Annotated in this window: 16 protein-coding genes; 11 read left to right on the forward strand and 5 right to left on the reverse strand. The window is 60.4% G+C overall.

Annotation, left to right across the window (positions count from 1 at the left end; translation table 11 throughout):
* Positions 1-27 precede the first annotated feature (27 nt).
* From SDENCHOL_RS07425 to SDENCHOL_RS07435, 3 genes are read right to left on the reverse strand one after another with little or no spacing between them, the layout of a single operon-like run.
* Entirely contained in the window at positions 28-618 is a 591-nt protein-coding gene (locus tag SDENCHOL_RS07425) for a DUF3106 domain-containing protein (RefSeq protein WP_231912934.1), read from the reverse strand.
* A gap of 2 nt (positions 619-620) precedes the next feature.
* On the reverse strand, positions 621-1,001 hold the full coding sequence (locus SDENCHOL_RS07430) for a DUF3619 family protein (RefSeq protein ID WP_154716652.1): 381 nt from the start codon (positions 999-1,001) through the stop codon (positions 621-623).
* Positions 998-1,564, reverse strand: coding sequence for an RNA polymerase sigma factor (locus tag SDENCHOL_RS07435; RefSeq protein ID WP_154716653.1), 567 nt, complete (start codon positions 1,562-1,564; stop codon positions 998-1,000). The genes SDENCHOL_RS07430 and SDENCHOL_RS07435 overlap by 4 nt, the downstream gene beginning before the upstream one ends.
* A 250-nt stretch (positions 1,565-1,814) precedes the next feature.
* Here SDENCHOL_RS07435 and SDENCHOL_RS07440 point away from each other — a divergent pair, with 250 nt between their 5' ends.
* From SDENCHOL_RS07440 to rplS, 11 genes are all read left to right on the forward strand, one after another.
* Positions 1,815-3,524, forward strand: a complete 1,710-nt coding sequence (locus SDENCHOL_RS07440; RefSeq protein WP_154716654.1) for an acetolactate synthase 3 catalytic subunit — start codon at positions 1,815-1,817, stop codon at positions 3,522-3,524.
* 24 nt (positions 3,525-3,548) lie between these two features.
* Positions 3,549-4,040, forward strand: coding sequence for an acetolactate synthase small subunit (gene ilvN / locus SDENCHOL_RS07445; RefSeq protein ID WP_154716655.1), 492 nt, complete (start codon positions 3,549-3,551; stop codon positions 4,038-4,040).
* 91 nt (positions 4,041-4,131) lie between these two features.
* Positions 4,132-5,148, forward strand: coding sequence for a ketol-acid reductoisomerase (gene ilvC, locus SDENCHOL_RS07450; RefSeq protein ID WP_154716656.1), 1,017 nt, complete (start codon positions 4,132-4,134; stop codon positions 5,146-5,148).
* A 119-nt stretch (positions 5,149-5,267) separates the two neighbouring features.
* The gene (locus tag SDENCHOL_RS07455) at positions 5,268-5,915 is read left to right on the forward strand and encodes a phosphatidylserine decarboxylase (protein WP_154716657.1); all 648 of its coding nucleotides are present in this window, start codon (positions 5,268-5,270) and stop codon (positions 5,913-5,915) included.
* A 46-nt stretch (positions 5,916-5,961) separates the two neighbouring features.
* Positions 5,962-6,714 carry a CDP-diacylglycerol--serine O-phosphatidyltransferase gene (gene pssA, locus SDENCHOL_RS07460; RefSeq protein WP_231912935.1) on the forward strand — a complete coding sequence of 251 codons (753 nt, stop codon included), beginning with the start codon at positions 5,962-5,964 and terminating at the stop codon, positions 6,712-6,714.
* Between the two features lie 238 nt (positions 6,715-6,952).
* Complete coding sequence (locus tag SDENCHOL_RS07465; protein ID WP_154716659.1) at positions 6,953-8,491, forward strand: 2-isopropylmalate synthase; 1,539 nt, start codon at positions 6,953-6,955, stop codon at positions 8,489-8,491.
* A gap of 155 nt (positions 8,492-8,646) precedes the next feature.
* On the forward strand, positions 8,647-9,489 hold the full coding sequence (locus tag SDENCHOL_RS07470) for a YihY family inner membrane protein (protein ID WP_154716660.1): 843 nt from the start codon (positions 8,647-8,649) through the stop codon (positions 9,487-9,489).
* 110 nt (positions 9,490-9,599) lie between these two features.
* The gene (gene rpsP / locus SDENCHOL_RS07475; protein WP_154716661.1) at positions 9,600-9,848 is read left to right on the forward strand and encodes a 30S ribosomal protein S16; all 249 of its coding nucleotides are present in this window, start codon (positions 9,600-9,602) and stop codon (positions 9,846-9,848) included.
* Between the two features lie 10 nt (positions 9,849-9,858).
* A complete protein-coding gene (gene rimM, locus SDENCHOL_RS07480; RefSeq protein WP_197706873.1) occupies positions 9,859-10,422 on the forward strand; it encodes a ribosome maturation factor RimM in 564 nt (187 codons plus the stop codon).
* A gap of 2 nt (positions 10,423-10,424) precedes the next feature.
* Complete coding sequence (gene trmD / locus SDENCHOL_RS07485) at positions 10,425-11,258, forward strand: tRNA (guanosine(37)-N1)-methyltransferase TrmD (RefSeq protein ID WP_154717396.1); 834 nt, start codon at positions 10,425-10,427, stop codon at positions 11,256-11,258.
* Between the two features lie 128 nt (positions 11,259-11,386).
* Positions 11,387-11,767 (forward strand): 50S ribosomal protein L19, encoded by a 381-nt coding sequence (gene rplS, locus SDENCHOL_RS07490; protein ID WP_154716662.1) that lies wholly within the window; start codon positions 11,387-11,389, stop codon positions 11,765-11,767.
* Positions 11,768-11,882: 115 nt separating this feature from the next.
* Here the strand turns inward: rplS and folE2 are convergent, their stop codons facing one another.
* Together folE2 and dxs are read right to left on the reverse strand one after the other, a co-directional pair.
* Positions 11,883-12,692 carry a GTP cyclohydrolase FolE2 gene (folE2, locus tag SDENCHOL_RS07495; protein WP_154716663.1) on the reverse strand — a complete coding sequence of 270 codons (810 nt, stop codon included), beginning with the start codon at positions 12,690-12,692 and terminating at the stop codon, positions 11,883-11,885.
* 96 nt (positions 12,693-12,788) lie between these two features.
* Positions 12,789-14,708, reverse strand: coding sequence for a 1-deoxy-D-xylulose-5-phosphate synthase (dxs, locus tag SDENCHOL_RS07500; RefSeq protein ID WP_154716664.1), 1,920 nt, complete (start codon positions 14,706-14,708; stop codon positions 12,789-12,791).
* Between the last annotated feature and the right edge of the window lie 54 nt (positions 14,709-14,762).

Here is a 14,762-nt window from a genome sequence, read left to right on the forward strand (position 1 = left end):
CGCGGCAGTTGCCGCGCTGGCCGCTTGCTATGGTCCGGTCTTTGCCGGTGCGGCAGGGAGGAGGGGTTGCGCCGCAGGCTTGGCCGCATCGGCAGTGGCAGGTGCGGGCTGAGGTGCCTGGCGTGGTTTGCGTGCCCGCTGCCGCAGGTGTTCTTTTTCGGCATCCGGCAGTTGTTTGTATTCCGTCCACTTTTGTTTGATGGTGGCACGCTGTTCAGGCGTGGTGCTGCGCAGGGCCTTGTAGCGTTCGCGCGCTTTTTGCCGTTCCTCCGGCGTCAGCCGGCTCCAGTTTGTCATGCGCTGAGTGATACGCTGCCGTTCTTCCGGGGACATCTGTGGGTAACGTTGGGCAATACTCAGCCAGCGCTTGCGCTGCGAGGCATTGAGCCGATCCCATTCGTTCGAGAGCGGCTGCAGGACTTCACGTTGTTGTGGCGTCAGTTTTGCCCAGCCAGGCTGGGCGGAGACCGTCTCGGCGGCATTGACCGTCGCCGGCACGGCCATGCCGCCGATAGCCAATGCCAGATACAGGCCGGCAACCAGGTTGACAATCAGGCCCGCAAATGCCGGGGAGGCTGTGGTGGCCGAGGCAGGAGTCGGAGCCCGGCGGTGCCTCATGCTTATGGCTGTTCTAACCATGCTTGAAACCCATGATCCAGGTAGGCGTGGATTGGCAGATCGTCGGATAGTAACGCAGCATCGATATCTTCGCCTTCATCTGCCTGCGGGTGGCCGCTCCAGTAATGGACGCCGGCCATGCCGATGACGAGTGCCGCCAGGGCTGAAAGCATCCGCGCCCTGGGGGACAGAATTTCGTTGAAGACGGAGGCGAGGCCTGCCAGACCCAGTCCGGCGACCTGGGTCTGTTGATGCGCCAGGGCGAGTTGCCGGGCAGTCATGAGCCTGTCGAGTATCGGGTTGCCGAGATGGTCGGCGCCATGATCGAGGTGGCGCTTGATTCTGTTGGTGAATTCCTGTTCTTCCGGCGGATGAATATTCATGGCGTGATCCCTTTCGATCTGAGTGCGGCCGCCAGGGTGTGCGTCGCGCGCGAACAATGTGTTTTCACACTGCCTTCGGTGCAACCCATGACCGTGGCTGTTTCGGCGATATCCATGCCTTCCCAGTAACGCATGAGGAAGGCTTCGCGTTGACGCGGGGGCAGCTTCGCAATTTCCGTCTCGATGGCGGCAAGGACTTGCGTTTGTTCCAGGGCCATGACGGGGGAGGGGATGGCCGCATCGTCGATCACCAGCGTTTCCAGCGGGTCGTAGTCTTCGTCCTCGCCGGTATTGGCTGGCGTCAGCGCCGAGAGCAGGATGCTCCAGGTCGAGCGGATTTTCTGGCGCCGATAGAAATCGCGGATGGTGTTTTGCAGTATGCGCTGGAACAGCAGCGGCAGTTCCGCGAGTGGACGTCCGCCGTATTTTTCCGCGAGTTTGAGCATCGCATCCTGCACGATGTCGAGTGCCTGTTCCTCGTTGTGTACGGCGAACATGGCTTGCTTGAAGGCGCGGCGTTCGGCGTTGGCGAGAAAGTCCGAGAGTTCAGTGCGTGTCGCCAGAAAAGTCTCCGAATGCCCGAAACGGGAAAAATCACCAGATTAACGCGTTTATGGCCGGCTTGTCAGCCCTTCACGGTACCGTCTGCAGTCTTTGCATTCGCGCAATGCCTTGACCAAATTCGCTGCAACCAGTAATGTGGCGCGTTTCGCGTTTTTTAATGTACTTGAGGAACGGGATGTTCGTGGGCAATGAAAAAACCATGGAAACCGGGACAAGTACGCGCAGGAAGAAAACATTTGGGGAAAAGAGATGCTCTTGACTGGTGCCGAGATCGTGATCAAGTGCTTGCAGGAGGAAAAGGTCGACCATGTGTTCGGCTATCCGGGCGGCGCTGTGCTGTTTATCTATGATGAGCTGTTCAAACAGGACCAGATCAAGCATATTCTCGTTCGGCATGAACAGGCCGCCGTCCACGCGGCTGATGCCTATTCGCGGTCGTCGCAGAAGATCGGCGTCTGCATGGTGACTTCCGGTCCGGGGGTCACCAATGCGGTGACCGGCATCGCCACGGCGCACATGGATTCGATTCCGATGGTGATCATCACCGGCCAGGTGCCGACCCATTACATCGGCCAGGATGCCTTTCAGGAGGCCGATACCGTTGGCATCACGCGTCCCTGCGTGAAGCACAATTTCCTGGTCAAGGATGTCAGGGATATCGCCGAGACCATCAAGAAGGCGTTTTATATCGCCAAGACCGGGCGTCCCGGTCCGGTTCTGGTGGATATTCCAAAGGATCTCACCGCCCAGAAGTGCGAGTTCTCCTATCCGAAAACGGTATCCATGCGTTCCTACAATCCGGTGACCAAAGGTCATGCGGGGCAGATCAAGAAGGCGCTGCAGTTGCTCATGTCGGCCAAGCGGCCGATGGTCTATGCCGGTGGCGGCGTGATTCTTTCCGATGCGGCGGACAAGCTGACGAATCTGGTGCGGACGCTGGGCCTGCCCGTGACCAATACCCTGATGGGGCTGGGCGGCTATCCGGCCACCGATCGGCAGTTCCTTGGCATGCTGGGCATGCACGGTACCGTCGAGGCCAACATGGCGATGCAGAACTGCGACGTACTGCTGGCCATCGGCGCGCGGTTCGATGACCGCGTGATCGGCAATCCGGAGCATTTCAACCAGGTGCAGCGCAAGATCATTCATGTCGACATCGACCCTTCGTCGATTTCGAAGCGCGTCAAGGTGGATATTCCCATCGTCGGCCATCTTTCCGACGTGCTTGCCGAGATGCTGAAACAGATCAACGCAAGCGAAGCACGTCCGGATGCCAAGGCGCTGGCCGCCTGGTGGAAGGAAATCGAAGGCTGGCGTGGCAAGAAGTGCATGAAGTACAAGCAGGGCAGCAAGCTGATCATGCCCCAGTACGTCATCGAGAAGCTCTATGAGGTGACGGGCGGCGATGCCATCGTGACCTCCGATGTCGGCCAGCACCAGATGTGGGCGGCGCAGTACTACAAGTTCGACAAGCCGCGCCGCTGGTTGAACTCCGGCGGTCTGGGCACCATGGGCTTCGGCCTGCCGGCGGCGATGGGCGCGCGTTTCGCCAATCCCAAGGCGACGGTGGCCTGCGTGACCGGCGAGGCGTCGATCCAGATGAACATCCAGGAACTGTCGACCTGCAAGCAGTTCCGTCTGCCGATCAAGATCATCAACCTCAACAACCGTTATCTGGGGATGGTGCGCCAGTGGCAGGAAATGTTCCACGGCAACCGCTATTCCGAGTCCTATGTCGATGCGCTGCCCGATTTCGTCAAGCTGGCCGAGTCCTATGGCCATGTCGGCATGCACATCGAGAAGCCCGATGATGTCGAGCCGGCCTTGCGCGAAGCCTTCACCACGCACAAGAACGATCTGGTGTTCCTGAATTTCTACACCGATCAGACCGCCAACGTCTTTCCCATGGTGGCGGCCGGCAAGGGACTGTCGGAAATGATCCTGGCTGAAGAACTGTAAGAACCACGAAACAGAGCAACCATCATGCGACACATCATTTCGATTCTGCTGGAAAACGAATCCGGTGCGCTGTCACGCGTTTCCGGCCTGTTCTCGGCGCGTGCCTACAACATCGAGTCGCTGACCGTGGCGCCGACCGAGGATATCTCCCTGTCGCGCATGACCATCGTCAGCGTCGGCTCTGACGAGGTCATCGAGCAGATCACCAAGCAGTTGAACAAGCTGATCGATGTCGTCAAGGTGGTCGATCTGTCGGAGGCGCCGCATGTCGAGCGCGAACTGATGCTGGTGAAGGTACGCGCCACCGGCAAGGATCGCGAGGAGATGAAGCGCATGTCCGACATCTTCCGCGGCCACATCATCGATGTCACCGATTCGAGCTACGTCATCGAGCTGACCGGGGACGAAGTCAAGCTGGATGCCTTCCTGAAGGCCATCGATCCGGCGTTGATACTCGAAACCGTGCGCACCGGCGTCTGCGGCATCGGTCGCGGCGACCGCATACTCAAGGTTTAGTGCGGAGTCCAGGCCGGGATGCAGCCTTGCCCGGCAACTCCTCAATCCTCACCCAGTACTTATCACTCCTCACGAATTTGAAAGGAAAACAATGAAGGTCTATTACGACAAGGATGCCGATCTGTCTCTCATCAAAGGCAAGCAGGTCACCATCGTCGGCTACGGTTCGCAAGGCCACGCGCATGCGCTGAACCTCAAGGAGTCGGGCGTCAACGTCACTGTCGGTCTGCGCAGGAATGGCGCCTCCTGGAAAAAGGCCGAAGCGGCCGGACTGAAGGTCGAGGAAGTCGCCGCCTCGGTGAAGAGTGCCGACGTCGTCATGATCCTGCTGCCGGACGAGAACATCCCGCAGGTCTACAACGAGGAAATCGCCGCCAACATGAAGAAGGGTGCTGCGCTGGCTTTCGCGCACGGCTTCAACGTGCATTACAACCAGGTCGTGCCGCGCGACGATGTCGACGTCATCATGGTCGCGCCGAAGGGCCCCGGCCATACCGTGCGTTCCGAATACCTCAAGGGCGGCGGCGTGCCGACCCTGATCGCCGTGTATCAGGACAAGTCCGGCAAGGCCAAGGACATCGCCCTGTCGTATGCGGCGGCCAACGGTGGCACCAAGGGCGGCGTCATCGAGACCAATTTCCGCGAAGAAACCGAGACCGACCTGTTCGGCGAGCAGGCCGTGCTGTGCGGCGGCGCCGTGGAGCTGGTCAAGGCCGGTTTCGAGACGCTGGTCGAAGCCGGCTACGCGCCGGAAATGGCTTACTTCGAGTGCCTGCACGAGCTCAAGCTGATCGTCGATCTGATGTATGAAGGCGGTATCGCCAACATGAACTACTCGATCTCCAACAACGCCGAGTACGGTGAGTATGTGACGGGTCCGCAGGTCATCAACAGCCAGGCGCGTGAAGCCATGCGCGAATGCCTGAAGAACATCCAGAATGGATCGTATGCCAAGCAGTTCATCCTCGAAGGGCGTACCAACTATCCGGAGATGACCGCACGTCGCCGTCTGAATGCCGAGCATCCGATCGAAGTCGTCGGCGGCAAGCTGCGCGACATGATGCCGTGGATCAAGAAGAACAAGCTGGTCGATCAATCGAAGAACTGATCCGGAACCTGAATTCCGGATTTCCGATCTCTGGTTACTGACCACTGACCAGAAGGCAGCAGGGTAGGATGACCGGGAGAACTTCTACCGCCTACCCTGATTCAACTTATCGCATCCTCATGGCATCTTCTTATCCTCATCCCTTGATTGCGCGCGAAGGCTGGCCTTTCATCGGTGCCACGCTGCTGTTGGCACTGCTGGTCAATTGGCAGGCTGGCTGGGCCTGGGCGGTACTGCCTTGGCTGGCTTTCATTTTCTGCGTGCAGTTCTTTCGTGATCCGCCACGATCGATTCCGGGAAATGCGCGGAGCGTGCTGTCGCCGGCGGATGGCCGCATCGTTGCCATCGAGCCGGTGCGCGATCCCTGGCTCGATCGCGAAGCGCTGAAGGTCAGCGTCTTCATGAACGTCTTCAATGTACATTCAAACCGCAGCCCGGTAGATGGCGAGGTCAGGCAGCGCTGGTATCACCCCGGCAAGTTCGTCAACGCCGATCTCGACAAGGCTTCGACGGAAAACGAACGCAATGCCCTGTGGCTGCATACCGTTGGCGGGCATGATGTCACCTGCGTGCAGGTGGCCGGGCTGATTGCGCGGCGCATTCTCTGCTACGTCGATGCGGGTACGCCGCTGGCGCGCGGCCAGCGTTATGGCTTCATCCGCTTCGGTTCGCGGGTCGATTTGTATTTGCCGCTGGATACGCGCGTCAAGGTGGCCATTGGCGACAAGGTACGTGCTTCGGCTACCGTGCTTGCCGAACTTGCCTGAGATTCGCCATATGCCCGCGCCCAGGCTGTCTCATCGCAAATCAGTGATGAATCCCGAATTGCGTCGGCGCGGCATCTACCTGCTGCCGAACCTGTTCACCACCGGCGCATTGTTTGCAGGCTTCTACGCCATCGTGCAGGCGATGAACGGGCGCTATGAATATTCGGCAATCGCCATTTTTGTCGCCATGGTGCTCGACGGGCTTGATGGGCGCGTGGCGCGCATGACGCATACGCAGAGCGCTTTCGGCGCCGAGTACGATTCGCTGTCCGACATGGTTTCCTTCGGCGCGGCGCCCTCGCTGGTGATCTATGAATGGGCGCTGAAGGACATGGGCAAGCTTGGCTGGGTAGCGGCCTTCATCTATTGCGCCGGCGCGGCCTTGCGCCTGGCGCGCTTCAACACCAACATCGACATCATCGACAAGCGCTATTTCCAGGGATTGCCCAGTCCGGCTGCGGCAGCCCTGATCGCCGGGCTGATCTGGGTACTGCACAACCTTGGCTACAGCGGCAATGATGCACGCTGGTATGCCTGCATACTGACCATCTTTGCCGGCGTCACCATGGTCAGCAACATTCCCTACTGGAGCGGCAAGGACATCAATCTGCGGCGCAGCGTGCCTTTCATCGTCATCGTGGCGATCATGCTCGCCTTTGCATTGATCTCGAGCTACCCGGAAGGGATGATGTTCGCGCTGTTTCTTGGTTATGCGCTTTCCGGCTATGTACTGGCTGGCTGGCGCTGGGTGCGCCGGGACAAGGGCGACCGGCCGGAAAATACCGATGCGACGAGTTGACGCCGGCGTATATAGTTCGATATAGTCAAGCCATGAACTCGACGCTCATTCCTGCTGCGTTCTTCCTCTGCCTCACCGGCTTGCTGCTGGCGAGGCTGCCGCTGCGTTCCAAGCTGCGGCCGCTGCTGCGCCGCGCGCGCTAAACTCCCCCACTACACAATTCGATACCGGAACATGGCCGACGACTGCAAAGTCGCCAGCCGATGGATATTCGTGCCGCCTTGCGACGGAGATGACAATGGCAAAACAACATTTGAAGATATTCGATACTACCTTGCGCGACGGCGAGCAGAGCCCCGGCGCTTCGATGACGCGGGACGAGAAATTGCGCATTGCCCGGCAACTCGAAAAACTGCGCGTCGATGTGATCGAGGCCGGCTTTCCGGCGGCTTCTCCCGGCGACTTCGAGTCGGTGCATGCGGTTGCCTCGGCAATCCAGGAGTCCACCGTCTGCGGCCTGGCCCGTGCCAACGAGAAAGACGTGCGGCGTGCCGGCGAGGCAATCCGGCCGGCACGCTCCGGGCGTATCCATACGTTCATCGCGACCAGCCCGATTCACATGGAGAAGAAGCTGCGCATGCGGCCCGATGAAGTCGTCGAGGCGGCGGTGGCTGCGGTCAGGCTGGCGCAGCAATATACGGATGACGTCGAATTTTCCGCCGAGGATGCGGTGCGTTCGGATTTCGACTTTCTCTGCCGAGTCTTCGATGCCGTCATCAAGGCGGGCGCCAAGACCATCAATGTGCCGGATACGGTCGGCTACAGCATTCCCGAGCAATGGGGCGAACGCATCCGCCGCCTGATCGAGAATGTGCCGGATGCGGACAAGGTGATCTGGTCTACGCACTGCCATAACGACCTGGGGTTGGCCGTGGCTAACTCATTGTCGGCGGTGCTGGCCGGCGCGCGTCAGGTGGAATGCACCATCAACGGGCTGGGTGAGCGTGCCGGCAATGCTTCGCTCGAGGAAATCGTCATGGCCGTGCGCACGCGCGGCGATATATTCGTCTGCGATACGCGTATCGACGCGGTGCAGATCGTGCCGACGTCCAGGCTGGTTTCGCAGATCACCGGCTATCCGGTGCAGCCCAACAAGGCCGTCGTCGGCGCGAATGCCTTTGCTCATGAGTCCGGGATTCACCAGGATGGCGTGCTCAAGCATCGTGAAACCTATGAAATCATGCGTGCCGAAGATGTCGGCTGGACGACCAACCGTCTGACGCTGGGCAAGCTTTCCGGCCGCAGCGCTTTCAAGTCGCGCCTTACCGAACTGGGCATCGAACTGGCCGGCGAGGAGGCGCTGAATGCGGCATTTGCACGTTTCAAGGAGCTTGCCGACAAGAAGCGCGAGATCTTCGATGAAGACATCTATGCGCTGGTTGGCGATGAGACCGTGACGCCGGAGCACGAATACTATCGCCTGGCATTTGCCCAGTTCCATTCCGAAACCGGAGAGATTCCGCGCGCGCGGATCACCTTGATCGTGGATGGCGTCGAGAAAAATGCGGAAGCTTCGGGCAGCGGCCCGGTCGATGCGGTATTCAAGGCCATCGAGAACCTGGCCTGCAGTGGGGCCGATCTGCTGTTGTATTCGGTCAACAGCATCACCACCGGCACGGACGCGCAAGGTGAAGTGACTGTGCGTTTGTCGAAGGATGGGCGCATCGTGAATGGGCAGGGCGCCGATACCGATATCATCGTGGCATCCGCCAAGGCCTACCTGAATGCGCTGAACAAGCTGCATGCCAATCTGCCCAGGGTCAATCCGCAGGTTTGATCGGAGGACGCGCCAGGAAGACGGCTGAACAGGCTTCAGTCCTTCCTGGCTGCCTGGCGGTGGTTCGCTCCGTCATGGCGGAGCGCGGGCGCCGGAAATGTTCATGGCCCATGCAACGAGGATAGAATCGTGATTTTCCCGTTTGGTGGCTGATCTTGTCCGGCATCCTGCTTGCGCCGTTGCACCTGCCCATGCGCGTGGCGCGGCGCTTTCATGACGAGCGCTATTTTCAGACGGCAGCCAGCCTGTCCTTCAGCACCTTGCTCGGCCTGGTGCCGCTGATTGCCATGGGGGTGCTGCTGCTGGCGCACATGCCTTTTGCGGCGGACATGGCGGGCGCCATGGAAAAATTCCTGCTGGCCAATCTGCTGCCCGATAAGGCAGGCAAGATCATTGCGCGCTATCTGGAGCATTTTGTGCGCAAAACCGAGCGATTGACGCTGATTGGTGGCACGATCCTCACGTTGACGGCATTGATGCAGATGCTCACGATCGAGCACGCCTTCAATGCAATCTGGCGGGTCAAGGCAGCGCGGCCCTTGTTCCGCCGCCTTGGCATGCATCTATTTACCCTGTTTCTCGGCCCGGTGCTGTTTGGCGGCGGCTTGGTCGGCATCGGTTATCTCGCCGGCGTCTCATTTGGTCTCGTCAATGAGCCAGGCTGGCTGAACGGCCTGTTCTTCCGGGTATTGCCGTTGCTTGTCATGACGCTGCTGTTTGCCCTGCTGTACCAGATCGTGCCGAATCGCCGCGTCAACAGGTGGCATGCCTTGATCGGCGGCATTTTCGCTACCGCCGGCTTTACCCTGATGCAGTACCTGTTCAGTACGTATGTCGCCCATTTTCCGGCCTATACCGTCGTTTATGGCGCTTTTGCCGTCATCCCGATTTTTCTGATCTGGCTCCACTTGTCCTGGAGCGTGGTTTTGCTTGGCGCCTTGATCGTTGCCGAATTGCCTGGCGCGACAGGAATGTCGGGCACACGCAAGCGGGCGTAGCCTCCTCCCTAAAGGCAGGATGGCGTTTGACGGGTATTTGACGGTTGAGATGAGGATGGTTTTCCTGTATATTCCACCAATTTTCCGACTCCGGATTACGAGGAACTGTAATGGTTGTCATCCGTCTTGCCCGCAGCGGCGCCAAGAAGCGTCCTTTCTACAACATGGTCGTTGCCGATTCGCGTGATCGTCGCGATGGCCGTTTCGTCGAGCGCATTGGTTACTACAATCCGGTCGCCGGCGCAAACGAGCAGGGGTTGCGCGTTGATACCCAGCGTCTGGCCTACTGGCAGAGCCAGGGTGCCCAGCTGTCATCGACCGTCGCCCGCCTGGTCAAGAAAAGCGCTGCTGCTGCCTGAGGTCGAAGGAATGGCCGGGCTGCCGGCGTCCGTGCTGTCCGAAGGTGAAGATGCCGCGCCGGACATGGTGGTCCTTGGCCGGGTGAATGAAGCGTACGGCCTGCGCGGTTGGGTTCGGGTACATTTTTTCAGTGACGATGCCGAGGCATTTGGCGCGATGCCGCAATGGTGGTTTGGCACCCCGGCTGATGGAGGCAAGGCGCACTGGCAGGCTCATGAACTGTCGGCGCTCAAGCCGCATGGCAAGGGGTATGTCGCCAAATTTTCCCGGATGGATGATCGGACTGCTGCCGAGGCGATCGAAGGCTGTTTCATCGCCGCGCCGCGTGCGGCTTTGCCGGGAACGGCAAAGGGTGAGTATTACTGGGTCGATTTGCTTGGCCTGGATGTGGTGAATGCGGAAGGTGCCCGGCTGGGCCGAGTGGTCGATCTGATGCGTAGTGGCGCACATGAGGTTCTGTGCGTAAGGGATGAGGCAGGTCAGGAGCGTTTGTTGCCGTTCGTGGCTGCCGTGGTAAAGGATGTGGATAGCGCGCTGCGCGAGATTCGTGTCGACTGGGGTGTGGACTGGTGACCATGCTGGCTGGAGCGGGAACTGAGACAGCAACGAACAAAGCCGGAGTCGGAACCAGGGCCCGTCTTGATTTCGATGTGATCACCCTGTTTCCCGAGGTGTTTTCGGCGCTGACGCAGTCGGGTATCACGCGACGCGCACTGGAACACGGCCTGTGGCAGTTGAATTGCTGGAATCCGCGCGATTACGCCGACGATAACTACCGTAGCGTCGATGACAGGCCTTACGGTGGCGGTCCAGGCATGGTGATGCTGGCGCAGCCGCTGGAAAAGGCCATCGCTGCGGCGCGTGCGAGACGGATTGCGGCAGGTGGGGACAGCGCGAAGGAGCGGGTGAAAGTGATTTGTTTTTCGCCCCAGGGCCGCTTGCTGGATCATGCGCGTGTGCTGGAATTGGCGCAGGGCCCGGGGGCGATTCTGCTTTGCGGGCGTTATGAGGGTATCGACGAGCGGCTGATCGAGCGCTGTGTCGATGAAGAAATTTCTCTTGGCGACTTCGTGTTGTCGGGAGGTGAAATTGCCGCGCTGGCGTTGATCGATGCGACGGTGCGGCAGTTACCGGGGGCGCTGAACGACAGCGCTTCGGCGCAGGAGGATTCCTTCGCCACGGGTTTGCTGGACTGTCCGCATTACACGCGGCCGGAAGAGTTTGAAGGAATGCGGGTGCCGGAGGTGTTGTTGTCCGGCAACCATGAGAGAATTCGCCGCTGGCGCCTGAAACAGGCCTTGGGGCGGACTTGGCGGCGACGGCCGGAGCTCATCGAGCAACGGCAACTCAGCCGCGAAGAAGCAGGACTGCTGGCGGAATTTCGACAGGAATACGAGCAGAAGCAGTAGCAAGGCAACAAGCGGTAACGTAGCAGGCAGTATCTGAAAATAGTGCGCACATCAGCGTCGGCAGTTGTCAGGCGCGCTGCTCTGGGCGAACGGCCTCCGGCCATGTGATTAATGAAATGGAGTAACAAATGAATCTGATTGCACAACTCGAAGCCGAGGAAATTGCCCGCCTCGGCAAGACCATTCCCGATTTTGCGCCGGGTGATACGGTCGTCGTTCAGGTGAAGGTCAAGGAAGGTACGCGCGAGCGCAGCCAGGCCTATGAAGGCGTGGTGATCGCCAAGCGCAATCGCGGTCTCAATTCCAGCTTCATCGTGCGCAAGATTTCTGCTGGCGAAGGAGTGGAGCGGACTTTCCAGACCTACTCGCCGCTGATCGCCGGCATCGAGGTGAAGCGCCGTGGCGCGGTGCGTCGCGCCAAGCTTTATTACTTGCGCGAGCGTTCCGGCAAGTCGGCGCGCATCAAGGAAAAGCTGGTCAGCCGCAGCAAGAAGGCGACCGAGGCCTGATTGTTGTGTTGCGCTTGCCGGCACCCAGCCGGCACATCGCAATACACAACACCCAACGAAAAACGGAGCCTGCGGGCTCCGTTTTTCGTTGGGCCGGGGGCGGCCACAGGTTGTTTCAGCCTCTCTTGTCCTTTTCGATCAAGGCATAGGCTGAGTGATTGTGTATGGATTCGAAATTTTCCGACTCGACCACATAGGCGTCGATGCGCCGGTCGGCGTTCAGGACGCCGGCGACATCGCGCACCATGTCTTCGACGAATTTGGGATTGTCGTAGGCGCGTTCAGTGACGTATTTCTCGTCCGGACGCTTGAGCAGGCCGAAGAGTTCGCAGGATGCCTGGCTTTCGGCCATCTGGATGACTTCTTCGATCCACACCAGCTCATTGGTGGTCACCGTGATGGTGACGTGCGAGCGCTGGTTGTGGGCGCCGCGCTCGGAAATCTTCTTCGAGCAGGGGCACAGGCTGGTGGCCGGCACGACGACGCGTGTCGTTTGGATGTAGTTGCCATCGGCCTGGATGGCGCCGATCAGGGTGACCTGGTAGTCCATCAGGCTGCGCACGCCGGAAACCGGCGCTGCCTTGTCGACGAAATAGGGGAAATGCATCTCGATATGGCCGGTCTGGGCTTCCAGGCGGGTGACCATGTTGCGCAGCATGGATTCGAAATTCTCGACGGAAAACTCGCGCTCGTTGCTGTTCAGCAGCTCGACGAAGCGCGACATGTGGGTGCCCTTGAAGTTGTGCGGCAGCCCGACGTACATGTTGAATTCGGCGATGGTGTGCTGCACGCCATGGTTCTTGTCGAGCACCTTGACGGGATGGCGGATGCTCTTGATGCCGACCTTGTTGATCGGAATGGCGCGGGTATCGGTGCTGCCCTGGACGTCTGCGATGGCCATGATATTGGGGTCTCTACTGTTCATGAAGCGTGCTCCTGGAAGCTGGAAGCGGGAAAAGGTTTTTCCCGTGCGAAGTGCGATCCGGAGCAGTTTATCAAATCCGACAAAACCACTCAACTATTATGTGGTCTTGCCGGTACTGGAGGTGGATGCAGGCAAGGGATGGCCTGAGGCGGCCAGCCGGGTTGCTATGCTTTTGACGATACCTGTGGCATCGAGGCCCAACTGGGAAAGCAGGGCGGCGACATCGCCATGGTCGACAAAGGTATCGGGCAGTCCCAGCCGCAGCAGGGGTGTGTCGATGCCGGACTGTTCCAAACAGCGGGCGACTTCGCTGCCGGCCCCGCCGATGACCGCGTTTTCTTCGATGCTGACCAGCAGGGCATGGTCTACGGCCAGCGTCCGCAGCAGGTCTGCGTCCAGGGGTTTGACGAAACGCATGTTGGCTACGCTTGCGTCGAGCTGCTCGGCGGCGGCCAGCGCCGGCGCCAGCATGCTGCCGAAGGCCAGCAGGGCGACGCGCGCCGGATCTGCGGTGGGCAACGCACTGTGGCGGCGCATTTCAGCCTTGCCCAGCGGCAGCGCCTCGAGCGCATCATCCACCGGCACGCCCGGGCCAGTGCCGCGCGGATAGCGCACGGCGCTGGGGCCGTCGTGCCGGTAAGCCGTGGTCAGCATGCTGCGGCATTCCTGCTCGTCGCTGGGCGTCATGACCAGCATGTTGGGAATGCAGCCGAGATAGGAGAGATCGAAGGCGCCGTTGTGCGTGGCGCCGTCGGCGCCAACCAGCCCGCCACGGTCGATTGCCAGAACGACGGGCAGGTTCTGCAGGGCGATGTCGTGGATCAGTTGGTCGTAGGCGCGCTGCAGGAAAGTCGAATAGATCGCCACCACCGGGCGCATGCCCTCGCAGGCGAGGCCGGCGGCAAAAGTCATGGCGTGCTGTTCGGCGATGCCGACATCGTGGTAGCGCCCCGGATATTCGCGGGCGAAGCGCGAGAGTCCCGATCCTTCGCACATGGCCGGCGTGACGGCAATCAAGCGCTCATCGCAGGCTGCCATGTCGCACAGCCAGTTGCCGAAGATCTGCGTGTAGCTGGGCTTGGTCGACTTGCTTGGCTGGATGCCGCCATTGCTGTCGAACTTGGCCACGCCGTGATAAAGCACGGGATCGGCCTCGGCCAGTTTGTAGCCTTGTCCCTTGCGGGTGACGATGTGAAGGAATTGCGGGCCGTTCAGTTCGCGCAGGTTCTGCAGGGTGGGAATCAGCGAATCGAGATCGTGGCCGTCGATCGGGCCGATGTAGTTGAAGCCGAGTTCCTCGAACAGCGTGCCGGGCACGACCATGCCCTTGACGTGTTCCTCGGCGCGACGGGCCAGCTCCAGTACTGAAGGCACCAGCGACAGCACTTTTTCGCCGGCCCGCCTCGCGGCGTTGAAGGTCTGGCCTGAGAGCAGCCGTGCCAGATATTTGTTCAGGGCGCCGACGGGCGGCGAGATCGACATGTCGTTGTCGTTGAGGATGACCAGCAGGTTGGCATCGACGACGCCGGCGTTGTTGAGCGCTTCGAAAGCCTGTCCCGCCGACATGGCGCCATCGCCGATGATGGCGACCACGTTGCGCCGTTCGTTCTTGTTGCGGGCGGCAACGGCCATGCCCAGCGCGGCGGAAATCGAGGTCGAGGAATGGCCGACGCCGAAGGTGTCGTAGGGGCTTTCGCAGCGGCGCGGAAATCCGGAAACGCCGTCCTGCATGCGCAGGCGCGCCATGCCCTCGCGCCGTCCGGTGAGTATCTTGTGCGCGTAGGTCTGGTGGCCGACATCCCAGACCAGGCGATCTTCCGGGGTGTCGTAAACGTAATGCAGGGCCAGGGTGAGTTCGATGGTGCCCAGGTTGGACGACAGATGGCCGCCCGTCCGGGCAACGGACTCGATCAGAAAGCTGCGCAGTTCCTGCGCAAGCTGGGCGAGATCGCCGGAGGCAAGCTGGCGCAGATCGGCGGGGCTGGCAATGGTGTCGAGGAGTGGCGTGCTGGACATGGTGCGGGTGTTGCGCTGTGTCGTGATGACCGTGAGGTGAGGGGGCGATGGTCG

Origin of the sequence: Sterolibacterium denitrificans (assembly GCF_900174485.1) — a bacterium.
Lineage (GTDB): Bacteria > Pseudomonadota > Gammaproteobacteria > Burkholderiales > Rhodocyclaceae > Sterolibacterium > Sterolibacterium denitrificans.

What these genes read in the sequence shown, in the direction of transcription:
- rplS (WP_154716662.1), top strand. Translation starts at nt 11,387, where the DNA reads ATGAATCTGATTGCACAACTCGAAGCCGAGGAAATTGCCCGCCTCGGC.
- ilvN (WP_154716655.1), top strand. Translation starts at nt 3,549, where the DNA reads ATGCGACACATCATTTCGATTCTGCTGGAAAACGAATCCGGTGCGCTG.
- trmD (WP_154717396.1), top strand. Translation starts at nt 10,425, where the DNA reads ATGCTGGCTGGAGCGGGAACTGAGACAGCAACGAACAAAGCCGGAGTC.
- dxs (WP_154716664.1), bottom strand. Translation starts at nt 14,708, where the DNA reads ATGTCCAGCACGCCACTCCTCGACACCATTGCCAGCCCCGCCGATCTG.
- pssA (WP_231912935.1), top strand. Translation starts at nt 5,962, where the DNA reads ATGAATCCCGAATTGCGTCGGCGCGGCATCTACCTGCTGCCGAACCTG.
- ilvC (WP_154716656.1), top strand. Translation starts at nt 4,132, where the DNA reads ATGAAGGTCTATTACGACAAGGATGCCGATCTGTCTCTCATCAAAGGC.
- SDENCHOL_RS07455 (WP_154716657.1), top strand. Translation starts at nt 5,268, where the DNA reads ATGGCATCTTCTTATCCTCATCCCTTGATTGCGCGCGAAGGCTGGCCT.
- SDENCHOL_RS07440 (WP_154716654.1), top strand. Translation starts at nt 1,815, where the DNA reads ATGCTCTTGACTGGTGCCGAGATCGTGATCAAGTGCTTGCAGGAGGAA.
- SDENCHOL_RS07425 (WP_231912934.1), bottom strand. Translation starts at nt 618, where the DNA reads ATGAGGCACCGCCGGGCTCCGACTCCTGCCTCGGCCACCACAGCCTCC.
- SDENCHOL_RS07465 (WP_154716659.1), top strand. Translation starts at nt 6,953, where the DNA reads ATGGCAAAACAACATTTGAAGATATTCGATACTACCTTGCGCGACGGC.
- folE2 (WP_154716663.1), bottom strand. Translation starts at nt 12,692, where the DNA reads ATGAACAGTAGAGACCCCAATATCATGGCCATCGCAGACGTCCAGGGC.
- SDENCHOL_RS07430 (WP_154716652.1), bottom strand. Translation starts at nt 1,001, where the DNA reads ATGAATATTCATCCGCCGGAAGAACAGGAATTCACCAACAGAATCAAG.
- rpsP (WP_154716661.1), top strand. Translation starts at nt 9,600, where the DNA reads ATGGTTGTCATCCGTCTTGCCCGCAGCGGCGCCAAGAAGCGTCCTTTC.
- rimM (WP_197706873.1), top strand. Translation starts at nt 9,859, where the DNA reads ATGGCCGGGCTGCCGGCGTCCGTGCTGTCCGAAGGTGAAGATGCCGCG.